At 55.5% G+C, this 13,671-nt stretch carries 13 protein-coding genes; 4 read left to right on the top strand and 9 right to left on the bottom strand.

The window, feature by feature from the left end; genetic code table 11:
- The coding region (locus ACXJ5O_RS07710) for a DHA2 family efflux MFS transporter permease subunit (RefSeq protein ID WP_457299378.1) at positions 1-1,326 on the bottom strand (1,326 nt) is incomplete at its 3' end.
- 26 nt (positions 1,327-1,352) lie between these two features.
- Positions 1,353-2,546 (bottom strand): HlyD family secretion protein, encoded by a 1,194-nt coding sequence (locus ACXJ5O_RS07705; protein ID WP_457299377.1) that lies wholly within the window; start codon positions 2,544-2,546, stop codon positions 1,353-1,355.
- Positions 2,547-2,691: 145 nt separating this feature from the next.
- Between ACXJ5O_RS07705 and ACXJ5O_RS07700 the strand changes: the two genes are divergently transcribed.
- Positions 2,692-3,390: a TetR/AcrR family transcriptional regulator C-terminal domain-containing protein gene (locus ACXJ5O_RS07700; RefSeq protein ID WP_457299376.1), complete on the top strand. Its 699-nt coding sequence runs from the start codon at positions 2,692-2,694 to the stop codon at positions 3,388-3,390.
- 5 nt (positions 3,391-3,395) lie between these two features.
- Here the strand turns inward: ACXJ5O_RS07700 and ACXJ5O_RS07695 are convergent, their stop codons facing one another.
- Positions 3,396-3,800, bottom strand: coding sequence for a Fur family transcriptional regulator (locus tag ACXJ5O_RS07695; RefSeq protein ID WP_457299375.1), 405 nt, complete (start codon positions 3,798-3,800; stop codon positions 3,396-3,398).
- Between the two features lie 156 nt (positions 3,801-3,956).
- Between ACXJ5O_RS07695 and aztA the strand changes: the two genes are divergently transcribed.
- From aztA to aztC, 3 genes are read left to right on the top strand one after another with little or no spacing between them, the layout of a single operon-like run.
- On the top strand, positions 3,957-4,796 hold the full coding sequence (gene aztA / locus ACXJ5O_RS07690) for a zinc ABC transporter ATP-binding protein AztA (RefSeq protein ID WP_457299374.1): 840 nt from the start codon (positions 3,957-3,959) through the stop codon (positions 4,794-4,796).
- A 2-nt stretch (positions 4,797-4,798) separates the two neighbouring features.
- Complete coding sequence (gene aztB, locus ACXJ5O_RS07685) at positions 4,799-5,665, top strand: zinc ABC transporter permease AztB (protein ID WP_457299379.1); 867 nt, start codon at positions 4,799-4,801, stop codon at positions 5,663-5,665.
- Positions 5,666-5,682: 17 nt separating this feature from the next.
- Positions 5,683-6,621, top strand: coding sequence for a zinc ABC transporter substrate-binding protein AztC (aztC, locus tag ACXJ5O_RS07680; RefSeq protein WP_457299373.1), 939 nt, complete (start codon positions 5,683-5,685; stop codon positions 6,619-6,621).
- 93 nt (positions 6,622-6,714) lie between these two features.
- Here the strand turns inward: aztC and ACXJ5O_RS07675 are convergent, their stop codons facing one another.
- The 6 genes from ACXJ5O_RS07675 to ACXJ5O_RS07650 all read right to left on the bottom strand — a co-directional run.
- Positions 6,715-7,584: an HlyD family secretion protein gene (locus ACXJ5O_RS07675; protein WP_457299372.1), complete on the bottom strand. Its 870-nt coding sequence runs from the start codon at positions 7,582-7,584 to the stop codon at positions 6,715-6,717.
- 150 nt (positions 7,585-7,734) lie between these two features.
- A complete protein-coding gene (locus tag ACXJ5O_RS07670) occupies positions 7,735-8,865 on the bottom strand; it encodes a glycosyltransferase (protein WP_457299371.1) in 1,131 nt (376 codons plus the stop codon).
- 137 nt (positions 8,866-9,002) lie between these two features.
- Positions 9,003-10,400, bottom strand: a complete 1,398-nt coding sequence (locus ACXJ5O_RS07665; protein ID WP_457299370.1) for a TackOD1 domain-containing metal-binding protein — start codon at positions 10,398-10,400, stop codon at positions 9,003-9,005.
- Positions 10,401-10,699: 299 nt separating this feature from the next.
- A complete protein-coding gene (locus ACXJ5O_RS07660) occupies positions 10,700-11,905 on the bottom strand; it encodes an alpha-hydroxy acid oxidase (protein WP_457299369.1) in 1,206 nt (401 codons plus the stop codon).
- The gene (locus ACXJ5O_RS07655; RefSeq protein WP_457299368.1) at positions 11,895-13,403 is read right to left on the bottom strand and encodes a tripartite tricarboxylate transporter permease; all 1,509 of its coding nucleotides are present in this window, start codon (positions 13,401-13,403) and stop codon (positions 11,895-11,897) included. Before ACXJ5O_RS07655 ends, ACXJ5O_RS07660 begins: the two co-directional genes overlap by 11 nt.
- An 11-nt stretch (positions 13,404-13,414) precedes the next feature.
- A partial coding sequence (locus ACXJ5O_RS07650; protein ID WP_457299367.1) for a tripartite tricarboxylate transporter TctB family protein occupies positions 13,415-13,671 on the bottom strand: 257 nt, incomplete at its 5' end.

The following is a 13,671-nucleotide window of genomic DNA, read 5'->3' as shown; positions in this document are numbered from 1 at the left end:
GGCATAATGCATGGCACCGCGGTCGGTCAAAATCTGGTTGATGACCGCGAGGCCCACGGCACCGCCGAGGTTGCGCATCAGGTTGAACAGGCCGGAGGCATTCTTCATGCGGGCAGGAGGAAGCGTCCCGAGTGCAAGGTTGTTGATCGGCACCATGCAGAGCATCAATGACACGCCGCGCAAGATTTGCGGGATAAGCAGTTCGTTAAAATCCCAGTCCGCCGTCAAATGCGTCATGGTCCATGTTCCCGCTCCAAACCCAAGAAAGCCGATCATAATCATGATGCGCGGATCCATGCGGCCGGAGAGGAAGCCGGCTACCGGTGCTGTCAGGAACATGCAGAGACCGCTGACGAAGAGCGCTTCGCCGATCATCAGGGCGTCGTAGCCCCTGACCTGGCCGAGATAGACCGGATAAACATAGGTCAAGCCATAAAGGCCAATGCCGAGCACGAACGAAAACGCCGAACCGAAGGCAAAGTTAAGGTTCTTGAACGCAAACAGATCGACAATGGGCTGTTCGGCCGTGAACGCGCGGTAGAAGAAAGTGATACCGCCGATGACCATGACGATGGCGCAATAGTAAACAGCGGTGTCCTGCAGCCAGTCATTGCGCGGGCCTTCTTCAAGAACATATTCGAGCGAGCCTAGAAAGGCTGCCATGGCGGCGAGACCCCACCAGTCGAACTTGTTGAGAAGCGAGCGGTCGCCCTTGTCGAAATCGATCAACTTCCATGCGGCAATCGCCACAATGATGCCGGGGATAACATTGACGAGAAAGAGCCAGTGCCAGGAGAAGGCGTTGCTCAGATAGCCACCAACCGTCGGTCCGATTGTCGGGGCGAGCGTTGCCACGAGGCCGATCATCGGCGAGACGATCGAGCGTTTTGATGGCGGGAAGATCGTGAATGCCGCGGCGAAAACGCTTGGAATCATGCCGCCGCCGATGAAGCCTTGAATGGCCCGGTAGACGATCATCTGATCGATGTTCGTTGCTGTGGCGCAAAGCACGCTGGCGGCAGTGAAACCAGCCGCCGAAACGGAAAAGAGGATGCGTGTCGAAACCAGTCGGCCGAGGAAGCCAGACAAGGGGATCATGATGACTTCGGCGATCAGATAGGATGTCTGAACCCACGAGATCTCATCGGAACTTGCGCTCAACCCTGCCTGGATCTCGGCGAGCGACGCCGAGACGATCTGGATGTCGAGAATGGCCATGAACATGCCGAACACCATTGCCAGAAAGGCAAAGGCCTTCTTCGGATCGATATGTTCGTCCGGAACAGCGGGTGCCCCGGGACCTCCGATTGTGGTGGCTTTCGACATGACCTTCGACTCGTCAGGAGTTCGGATTACAGCTTGGGTGTCGTGCGGGTATCGACGTCAACGACCACGCTCAGGCCCGCCTGAAGCTTGCCGCTTGCCAGGGCGTCGGCGGGCAGGGCAATACGAACCGGCACGCGCTGAACCACTTTGGTGAAGTTACCCGTGGCGTTTTCCGGCGGGAGCAGCGAGAAGACAGCGCCTGAGGCCGGGGCAATGGACGCGACAGTGCCTTCGAATTTGTCGCCGGACAGGGCATCGACCGTTACCTGAACTTTCTGGCCAACAACGATGTCACGCAGCTGCGTTTCCTTATAGTTCGCGTCGATATAGAGCGCGTTTACAGGAACAAGTGCGGCTAGACGCTGGCCGGGGCTGACGAGGTCGCCTGTCTTGGCTGCCAGATTGCCGATAACCCCATCGACAGGCGCGCGGATAACGGTGAAGCCAAGATCGCGGGCAGCCTTGTCCTTGGCGAGTTCAAGCGACCGAATGGAACCTTCGGCTTCCTTATACTGCGCCTCGAGCACGCCGACATTGGCATCAGCAGCAGCAATCTGTGCATCGGCGGAGGCTATATTGGCTTTTGCCTGATCAAGAGCCGCTGTTGCATCATCGAGTTGCGACTGCGAGGCGAAGCTTGTTGCATGGAGTTGCTTGGCGCGCACAGACCCGGCCTGCGCATTGGTCAAGACGGCTTGCGCGTTGAGCTTGCCGGCCTGCGCCTGCTGCAGCGAAGCTTTGGCGGCAACGATCTGCGCATTGATGCGATCGAGGGAGAGCTTTTCCGTCGCGATCTGGGCCTCAGCCTGCTCTTCGGCGATCGTATAGTCGCCATTATCCAGCGTTACCAGCGGATCGCCAGCTTTAACGCGCTGATTGGCAACCACATCGATTCTGTCGATATAGCCGGTGACTTTCGGAGCAATCGCCGTTATGTCACCTTGGATATATGCATCATCGGTCGAAACCATGAAGCGGCCCGTGGTCCAGTACTCATAACCATACCAGCCGCCCGCGCCAATTGCGGCGGCAATCAATATGGGCAATATGAAGCGCTTGGCCGAACGCTTGGGCTTGGCAGGCGCTTGCGCGGCAATATCGGGCTGCGGTGCTTCTGTTACAGGAGCATCGGGCTTTGCTGGTGCCTCCGCTTTTGAAGCAGGAGCCGGGGCTGGAAACTGACGGATTTCAGCTTCATTCTTGGCGTTCGACGCAGACATATGAGGCTCTTTCTACGGATGTGCACTCTGGAAAGTGATAGAACCAATCGGTTCGATGATTGACATAGCGCAAATGAGAGAGCATATCAAGTGCATCGAACCGATTGGTTCGAAAAAGAATCGAAAATGAGGAAACGAGATTAAAATGTCATCTACGAAGGCGTCCCACGTGTCATCGATAAAGGCGTCTGCCTTGGAAGCGGTGATACCTGTGGACGAGCGGCAGGGGCGATTGGCAGCTGGTCAAGATCCGGCCAAGCGCCAGCAAATCCTTGAAGGCGCCGACCGCGTTTTCTCGCAGATGGGCTTCGATGCCGCGAGCATGAATGATATAACGCGTGAAGCCGGCGTGTCGAAGGGGACGATTTATGTCTATTTCGATAGCAAGGAAGAGCTCTTCATGGAGCTCTGCTTTGCCTATCGCGACAAGCTGTTCAGCGGCATTTATTCTGCGCTGGAAGGCGACCATAACTTGCGTGAAGCGCTTATTGCTTTTGGTACGGCATTGTCACTCAAGGTCACGTCCGATGTTGTCATTCGGGCGCAACGGGTGGTCATCAGCGTTGCCGAGCGCATGCCCTCGATGAGCCAGAGCTTTTATGAGAATGGTCCAAAGCGGGGGCAGGCTCTGTTGAGGGCGTTTCTGGACAAACATGTTGCTGCGGGCGATCTCGATATTGAAGACACCGAACTTGCTACCTACCAGCTATCCGACCTGATGGTCACGGGTATGCTGAGGCGCCGGCTGTTTGGATGCATGGATAATCCGCCATCGGAAGAGCAGATACGCAAGACCGTAACGTCTGGCGTCGATATGTTCCTTAAGGCCTACAAGAAACAGTAATCTCGTTATGCCGTGCCGCAATTGGCACAGACGCCGCGGATTTCAATCGTCGTCTTTGATTGCTTGAAACCATTGCTGTTGGTCCATTCGCGGACGCGGCTGGTGATGACATCATCCGAGAATTCCGAGACCTGACCGCATTCCTCGCAGATGGCAAAGGCGATCATTCCGTGGCCGTGGCTATGGCTGTGAGGATGCGCACAGGCGACAAAAGCGTTGATGCTTTCGAGCCGGTGAATCATGCCGTAGTCGAGCAACTTGTCGAGGGCGCGATAGACCTGCAGCGGGGCGCGGAAGCCATCATTTCGCAATTGGTCGAGGATCGTATAGGCGCTGAGCGGCCCATCGGCGCGAGCCAACGCGTTGAAAACCAGCGATTGGTTTTTTGTCAGCTCTTGCGTAGCAGTCATTGCCAGATTGGCTCCTTGTTGATCCATAAGACATAGGAAAGATTTGTCTTTTCCGCCAGTGGGTACATTAATTTTCCCGGTTCTCAAATTCGCCATTGTTGACAAATGTAATAACATCACATATCGAAATGCTCAACTCCAAGATGCGACTGCCCGATGACTGAACCCTGCCTGACCTTTCACGATCTGACGCTTGGCTATCACAGGCATCCGGCCGTTCATCATTTAAGCGGCGGCGTTCGCCGTGGCTCGTTGACAGCGGTCGTCGGCTCGAACGGATCGGGCAAATCGACGCTGATGAAGGGGATTGTCGGCGTTCTCAAGCCGATGTCCGGTTCGTGCGTTGTCGAAAAAGATGTGCGGATCGCCTACCTGCCGCAACAATCCGAACTCGACCGGTCTTTCCCGGCGCGCGTGATCGATCTTGTCTCGCTCGGGCTTTGGCCGAAGCGTGGCCTCCTTGGCAGATTCACAGCGGAAGACCGCGAGAATGTCTCGAAGGCGCTGATGAGTGTTGGATTGGCGGGCTTCGAAAAGCGTCCGGTTGACACGCTGTCCGGCGGGCAATTGCAGCGCGCTTTGTTTGCGCGGGTGCTGGTGCAGGATGCGGATCTCATTCTCCTCGATGAGCCATTCAACGCGATCGATGCCAAGACCGTCAGCGACCTGATCGATCTGATCAAGCGCTGGCACGGCGAGAACCGTACGATCATGGTCGTCGTGCACGATCTTGATCTCGTTCGCGAGCATTTCCCGGAAACGCTCCTGCTGGCGCGCAAGCCGATCGCCTGGGGAGCGTCACGCGAGACGCTCCGCCCCGACAATTTGTTGCAGGCCAGGCAATTTCACGAAGCCTGGGAAGAGGGCGCGCCCTGGTGCGAGGATGATGCTGCCCACAGTCATGCACACGATCACGCTCATCCGCATGTCCATCATCATGACGCCGGCGATCATCACAATGGGCCCCAAACTTCACTGAAGAGGGGGGCGGCTTGACCATGTATGAGTATCTCATCGCGCCCTTTGTCGACTACAGCTTCATGCAACGCGCGCTTGTTGGCTCGCTGGCACTGTCGCTCGGTTCCTGTCCGGTTGGCGTTTTCCTGATGCTGCGGCGAATGAGTTTGACCGGGGACGCGATGGCGCATGCCATCCTGCCGGGCGCGGCGGTGGGTTTTTTGCTTTACGGGCTGCAGATCGTGCCGATGACCATTGGCGGACTGGTTGCCGGTGTCATCGTCGCACTTGGTGCAGGTGCGGTATCGCGCTTCACGATCCAGAAGGAAGATGCCTCCATGGCCGCTTTCTACCTGATATCGCTGGCGCTCGGCGTTTTAATCGTGTCGCTGCGCGGATCGAATGTCGATCTGATGCATGTGCTGTTCGGGACCGTTCTCGCGCTCAACAATGAAGCGCTGAGCCTGATCGGCATAATCTCGGCGATCAGTGTTGTCACACTCGCGATTTTCTGGCGGGGCCTTGTCGCGGAATGTCTCGACCCGCTGTTCCTGCGCTCTGTCAGCCGCATTGGCACGCCCGTGCACTTCATCTTTCTGGCGTTGGTGGTGATCAACCTCGTTGGCGGGTTCCAGGCACTCGGCACTTTGCTTGCCGTCGGGCTGATGATGCTCCCCGCGGCGGCAGCGCGTTTCTGGACGTCGCGGGTCGGGCCGATGTGCGCGCTGGCCATCGTCATCGGCTGCGTATCCTGCGTAGGCGGGCTGCTGATCTCCTACCACTATTCCGTGCCTTCCGGACCGGCAATCATCCTGTCCGCCGGGGCAATCTATCTCGGATCGATCCTCGTCGGGACACGCGGCATCGTCAACAGCCGGCTGCGCCCATATCGTCACAGAACAGCTTAGCACAGAAGGAAAACGCTATGATGAAGGCTCTTAAACCTGCTGCGGGATTGAATGTTATACTGTTACTAACCGCCAGTTACTCCCCAGCTTCGGCGGAGGCCTTGAAGGTTGTCTCCAGTTTCACGGTCATATCCGACTTTGCCAAAAATGTTGGCGGCGACAAGATTTCACTGACGACGCTGGTTGGGCCGGACGGCGACGCCCACGTCTATGAACCGAAGCCGTCCGATGCGGCAGCGGTGGCCGGGGCAGATGTGGTATTGGTCAACGGCCTGCATTTTGAAGGCTTCTTGCCGCGTCTCGTGGAAGCGAGTGCCACAAAGGCTCCTATCGTCGAGTTGACCAAGGGCGTCGAGCCGATCAAGAGCGCCGAGGAGGATCATGATCACGGGGCCGGTGAAGCTTCGGCAACCGAGGAGCACGGCGCATACGACCCGCACGCCTTCCAGTCGATCCGCAACGCCAAGATCTATGTCCAGAATATCGTTGACGCTTTCTGCACGGCGGACGCAACCAACTGCGACAGCTACAAGGCCAATGCGGCGGCTTATACAAAGAAGCTTGACGCCACGGAGGCGGAAGTAAAGGCGGCTATTGCCTCGATCCCGGAGTCAAAACGCCTGATTATCACGTCGCATGACGCATTCGGCTATTTCCAGCATGAGTATGGTCTGAAATTCCTTGCCCCCGAGGGAATTTCAACTGACTCGGAGGCATCGGCTGCCGATATCGTTGCGCTGATCAAACAGGTGAAGGAGGACAAGGCATCAGCAATCTTCGTCGAGAACATCACCAATCCGCGGCTGATCGAGCAGATTGCCAGCGAAACCAAGCTGAACGTCGGCGGTACGCTGTTCTCGGACGCGCTTTCCAAGCCCGACGAAGGTGCGGCAACCTATATCGACATGATGCACCACAATATCGCGACGTTCAAAAAAGCCATTCTCGGCAGCTGACTAACTCCCGGTGGCGGCTGGTACCAGACCATCGGTCGTCACTCAACCAGGTCACATTGCTAAAGCGTTTTGTAACAGGTCCTTTCAAAAATGCTATCGAACCCAACACCAACCGAACACGCATCCTCTGATGACGACCTTCTGGGTTACGGCAAAGGGATGGTCTTCCGGCAGCGCAATTCGGATCAGCCGAGATCGATCGCGTGGCCGCAGCAAATTCTGAAACTCCGCTGGTAGCGCGTCGGCGATAGGCAGCACTTTTTCAACTGTTCCCGTCGCGTGCTCGCTCCCGCCGCTCACCTGAACCTTCATGCCTTTGGTAACAGGAAAAAGATACCCATCCGGCAAATAAGCGAACAGATAGGCCTTCCCCCCGTTTATTTGCAGCATTTCATCACCCAGACGTACAACTTGACCCGGAACAGGAATTTTTGAACCCACGATACCTGTGACCGCCGCAGTTACCTTACCCTCTCCATAAATTGCTTTCATTTTGTGAACCGCGTCAGCAGCAACCTGTCGCGACGCTTCTACAACTCGAAGCTCGTTTGCGGTGACTTGTGACTCGGCCCGCAATTGGGCATAGCGCTCCGCGGCCTGGTAGTTGGCCGTCAAGGCCTCATCTCTTCGGTTTGCAAGAACAAGGCCTCGCGTCGAGACCCGGTCAAGACGCAAAATGGCACTGTTGCTTTCATTTGCTGAACGCTCTGCCAGAGGTAAGAGTGCCGTATTCGTCGCTACCTTTCCCTGCAATTCTCCCTCTCGCACCGCAAGTTCACTGGTCCGTACCGAGAGTTCTGCGATCTCCTTCACCATATCGAACGATGTGAGTTCTAGAAGCGGCGTTCCTTGGGTGACGCTATCGCCCTCGCTGACCAGCACCTTGTCGACGGTTGCCGGATAGCCAGCCGATACGATGTATCGCTGCGCCAGTACAATGCCGTCGGCTGACAGGATGAACATTCCTCCTACAAGATAGTTCGCAAGCGAAACGACCAGCGCTCCGAGTATCAAGAGGTATATCGATCTGCTCAGGCGGCCTGACCCCTTTCTCTGTTGCCGGTCGAGATTATCTATGCGAGGGCGTTTGCGGATATACTTCATTGTTTCACCTCACCACGCACGCTCATGGCGCACTTTTTCCGGCGTATAGTTGTCGCGATGAGAACCGCGAAAAAACCACTCATCGATATAAGCCAGCAAGCGTACCAACCGCATCCCATACGACATGAAGATGGAGTAGCCAGGAACGAACAACAGATTACGCCAGAAACTGGCACGGCCTGTTGTCCAGCAGGCCAGGGCAAGCATAAGGACATCCAGAACCAGTAACGCAATTTGCATCGCTATCAGAACCGGGATGGCAAGCGCGCCGAAATTGATTGCGAGCCACGATATGTAGACCGGGAAGATGACGGCGCCGGCAACACTGAACGCCAGAAAATCCCACTGGTGAAAAGCTTCCGCAGGTCTGAAGTTGCGGTCAAACGGATTGAAAAGGCGCCGGTGCTTGCGGAAGCGGATCCATACTGCATCACGCTCCCAACGCAGCCGCTGCCTGATGTAGGCGTAAAAGGTCGTTGGTACGTCCGTGTAGCACACGGCATTCGGAACATATCCGATGTGCCAGCCCGCCCGGCGCAGCCGCAGCGTAACATCGAGGTCTTCTCCACCACCGACGTCAAGCCCGCCTACCTCGTCGAGCGCGGTCCGGCGAAAGGCGCTGAACGCGCCAGATGCACATGTTATTTGGCCAATCGCTGCGCTGAACCGCTTACCGACGGAAATAGACTCCAGATATTCGATTTCCTGAAACTGCGAAACAAGGCTCACATCCGCGTTGCGCGGTGCGATATCCCCGCACGCTGCTCCGACGCGCTTGTCGGCAAAGGGTTCCAGGAGACGTTCAATCGCAAATCGGTCAAACGAACAATCGCAGTCAATATTAATGATGATGTCACCGCGTGCGATTTCGCACGCCAGATTGGTCCCGCTCGCCTTGCCGCCCCGAACTCCTGTAGAAAGGATACAGGATCCCAGCCCTTTTCGGGCCATCTCTCTGGCAACTTTGTTCATTCCATCCGTTGAGCCGTCGCTGACTATAACGATCTCGAAATCCAAAAAAGACTGTTCCATCAGGGAATTAACGCATGCGCCAATGGAATCGGCCTCGTTATGGCCAATAAGAACGACGCTCACGCTTGGAGATTGGGAATTACAACGAGCGCCGTTGTCCTTCTCCATGTGTCGCAAGCTCATGGCGGCTATTACAAACGGCACGAGGTATCTTGGAACATCGAATATCAGCGTGTACCAAAAGACGGTAACTAAACTCGAGCCCGTTTGTGCCAGAAGAAATGACAGGCCGAAATCAAGGTCGTTCACGACAGCGCTTTTTCGGGTGTGCCCCACAAAACCAGCAAAGTGGGGTTCAGTTTATCGGATAGAACAGATTCGGAACGATGAAGAGCCTCCTGCAAGTAGACCGTGAAACCGGCTTCGTCGCGCCCGAGAAAGAGGACGTACTCCCGCTCAAGAGACGAATGTACGGATGCGACATCTCCAAGAATGCCCTGAAGATTGTCTGCAAGTAGTTTCCGCATTGAAATGAAGTTGGTTTCACCTCGAGTTTTAAGCACTTGTTCGCGGCCACCATATTGCAACTCAACCAGGAGGAAATCAGATGCCGCGCCGGTAGAGGAAGAAAGCTGCGTAATCTTCTTTTGGAGTTCTTCCGGAAGATAACGAAGTTGGGCAACCGGAAATCGATCTACGCTCGTAACATCGTTGGCAAGCAGAGTATTCGCCTGATGGGTCAGGGAATAGGAGAACACGTCCGATACGCTCGCTGTGTCTCCGCCGACATGCATTCCGCAGTCCTGGCAAAGAAAACCAATGGTGGGCTCCGACGTGGTATTTTTGCACTGGGCGCACACCTGAATGCGTCCCGGCTTGTCGTAGTCCTTACCGTAATGGCGCAGTTGCTTGCTACACTTGGGGCAAATGAGCGCCGTTCCGCGACGAAAGTCCGCCTCGGGACTCAATTGCGCACAGCTGTAGTGATGGATCAGGTCTACTTCTGATAACTGCGGCGACTGGCATGCCGGACATTCTTCTCTGACTGTCAATCGATGAGACTGGCATCCGGCACATTTATGGTACCTGTCGAAAAAACTGCGCTCGAGCCAGCCCTTATTGGCAAGGGCTTCGGCAACCATTGTCGCCGATGCTGTATTCGGAAAACCTTTGTATCCGAAATAGTACGGGGAATTTGGCTGCCTGATCGGGGTGAGATCTTCCCCGGAAACGAACAAATAAGCCATCATTCGCACGGCTGGAGAAGTAGGAGATAGAAATCTGCTCGACAACCGGCCTCGGCGCTCCCGGAATTTTCTGATGCAACTCGCGGTTTCCACCCATGATTTGGGATTCTTCAGGCTAAAATCGACATCGGCGGCCACGCTCGGCTTCCCGGAAACGTTCACAACCGGCACGAGAAACAGATCTCTTGCGCTGCGGAACTTTTCCAACCCGAATGATTGCCTTTCGTTGGTCAGTAAAACCGCATCGATGTCATCATTATCGACGACCGAGAACACTTCGCGAAGGTAACGGGAGTGAGGGATGATCGTATCGGGATAGAACGCTATCTGAGGGGTGCGCAAGTTAAACTGGCGCCATACTGATTGACATTGCTCGACTACGGGATGGCGATCTGTAAATGTCCGGTTATCAATCGGAACAGTATTTTCTAGCAGTGATACATTGCTGTTTGACACGATACACCTTTTCGGACTCTGGTGAGCCGGAGACAAGTACAAATCTAAGTTACAAAAAGCGTTTATTCTCGGTTTGTTTTGGAACAGGATAAACGCCGGGTAAAAAGCGGTGTCAAGCAACTTGTGAGTGGGTTAATATATTTGTGGATCGGTCGTAGTACTTAAGAGGTAGCCGATTATCTGACTAGATATCTAGTACGTTTTCCAAAGTCGGGCACCAGCGTTATTTCGCATGGCACATGACAGGGACAGTTGGAGTTATCTGGGCACGCCGCCAATAATATGCATGCCAGTGAGCCTTAGACTTCGGCTATAAGGTCGGACGTAATTTCCTCGATGGAATTGACACCCAACAACGCCATATTCCGGTGCAACTCGGTCTTGAGAATATCGGCAGCCATCAGAACACCCGGCTGGCCACCAACTGCAGCAGCATACAGAAACGGTCGGCCGACAAAAATAAACTTTGCCCCGAGCGCGAGCGCCTTGACAATGTCCGTACCGCGGCGAATGCCGCCATCTAACATAACCACCGTTTCTGTGCCTACGCGATCAGCGATCGAGGGCAGAACTTTTAGCGGTGACAATGTCCCATCAAGTTGCCGACCACCGTGGTTAGAGACAACGATGCCGTCCGCGCCTTGCCCAACTGCAATTGCCGCATCTTCTTCATGCATGATCCCCTTGATGATCAGCCTTCCGTGCCAACGATCGCGTATCCGCTGAAAATGCGACCAATTGAGGTGTTCGCGTTTTCCAAAGTCTCGCGTCACGTTAGCTGAAACGATAGGTGCTCCCCGGGTGGCGTACGAATTCTCAAAATGCGGGATGCCGTGAAAACATAGCGTTCGGGCGAATGTACCTATTGTCCAAGCCGGATGGGTAGCTCCATACCAGGCCAAGCCCAAGCTCGGGCGGAGCGGTGTGGAGAATCCGGCACGGATGTTGTTTTCGCGGTTGGCTAGGGTGGAGGTATCAACGGTCAGAAGCAAAGTTTGAAACCCTGCGGCAGCGACCCGGTCGACCAACGCATCGATTCTGTTTGGTTCTCCGGGAAGGTATGCCTGAAACCAGGATTGGGGCGCAGCTGTGGCCACCTCCTCAAGCCGGATCAGGGATGATCCGCTCATGATCATCGGAATTTCCGATTCCGCTGCGGCGGCAGCGAGCACGAGATCGCCCCGATAGGCCATGAGCGCACTGATGCCCATCGGTGCTATGCCAAAGGGCGCTGAATATCGCGTTCCAAACAAGGTTGTCTCGGTCGATCGCGCTGAGACGTCAGTCAGGACGCGCGGCCGAAATCCATACTTCTGAAACTCCTCAGCATTATGCCGGAGCGAGGCATTAGTCTCGCTGGCTCCGGCGATATAGCCAAAAAGCGGCTTCGGCAGGTGTCGTTTCGCGCGGATTTCGAAATCGTCGAGCGAAAGGACGCCGCGGATGCGTCGACTGACGCCATTTCTTGCTAGCAACGATCTTCCTCCGAACGGATCAGTCCTCATTGGCTTCAAATGCCGCTTTGCGGTTCTTCCTGATGGCAGGCAGAACAAGCATCAACAACATGAGGGCAGTGACCGCCAAAAGGATCGCACTGATCGGACGCTCAAAGAAAACGAGCCAGTCACCTTGTGACAAAAGCATTGCACGTCGGAGATTGGTCTCCAGCAACGGTCCAAGTACGAATCCCAACAATAACGGGCCTGGTTCACATTTGGCTTTGCGAAGCACGTAGCCCAACACGCCGAATATGATGACCAGAGCCACATCGAAGCCACGATTGCTGACGCTAAAAACGCCGACGCAACAGAACAGCAGGATGGCCGGGTACATCAGTCGATAGGGAATCTGGAGCAGCTTGACCCAAAGGCCTATCAGCGGCAGGTTGATAATAAGGAGCATTGCATTGCCGAGCCACATTGACGCTACCAGACCCCAGAACAGACCGGGCTGATTCTGGATGACGGAGGGACCCGGAGTGATGCCATGAATGGTCATCGCCCCCAACATCATCGCCATGATTGAATTGGACGGAATGCCGAGCGTCAAAAGCGGAATGAAAGACGACTGCGCCCCCGCATTGTTGGCGGCCTCCGGTCCGGCGACGCCGGCGATTGCTCCGTGTCCGAATTTTTCTGGAGTCCTGGACACTTTCTTTTCGACCGAGTAGGCACTGAACGCGCTTAATGTTGCGCCGCCGCCTGGAAGGACACCGAGTACGGTACCGACCGCCGTTCCTCTGAGCACTGCCCCCCAGCTTTGCCGAAATTCGTCGCGGGTAGGCCACAAGCGCCCAATTTTGCTTTGAAGGATCCCTCGCACCTCTGTGGATTCAAGGTTGGTAGCGATCTCCGCTATGCCGAACAAGCCGACCGCGATAACCACGAATTCAATTCCGTCGTAGAGATCGGTTGATCCGAAGGTAAGGCGTGCCGATCCGCTGTTGACGTCAATTCCCACGAGACCCAAGACGAGCCCAAGGCACACCATGCCAATAGCCTTGATAACGGAACCATGCGCGAGGATTGTCGCGGCAAGCAAACCGAAAATGCAGAGAGCTACGTACTCGGCGGGACCGAAGGACAAGGCGAATGAAGATAACGTCGGACCTGCCACAGCAAGCGCAATTGTCGCAACCGTTCCGGCGAAGAATGACCCCAGCGCCGCTATCGCCAGCGCCGCACCAGCGCGACCTTTCCGTGCCATTTGGTAACCGTCTATGGCCGTTACCACCGCGGATGCCTCGCCCGGAAGATTGACCAGAATGGCAGTTGTCGATCCCCCGTACTGAGCTCCGTAGAAAATTCCCGAAAGCATTATGAGGGCGCCAAGCGGCGGCAAGAAAAAGGTTACCGGAAGAAGTATGGCGACGGTTGCTGTCGGTCCTATGCCCGGCAGTACGCCGATAAGCGTACCCAGCAGTGCGCCGATAAAGCAAAAGAGCAAGTTTGTCGGAGTCAGAGCCTCCGAAAATCCGAGCATTAGTACATCAAGGAATGACATTGGATTTCCGATCAGAAATGAAATCGGTCAGAAGGCCAAATAGGCATCTGAACGCCGAGTCCGTAGACGAAAAGAAGCGCGCCGAGCGATGTCAGAACCGCGGTGGAGATGAAAATTTCCTTCCATCTGGATTCTGGATCGGCCAGGCTCCCGATAATCAGCAACCATGCCGATGCGACAACGAAGCCAAAGCGTTCGGCGCTGAACGCGAAGCCTGCAATAGCCACGACAAGGGTGACCAAAGGCCGAAGATTGAGAGCACCCATCG

This window comes from Phyllobacterium sp. P5_D12 (genome assembly GCF_054049495.1).
The sequence above is the reverse complement of the archived record's forward strand: the minus strand, read 5'-3'. Positions and strand labels throughout refer to the sequence as shown.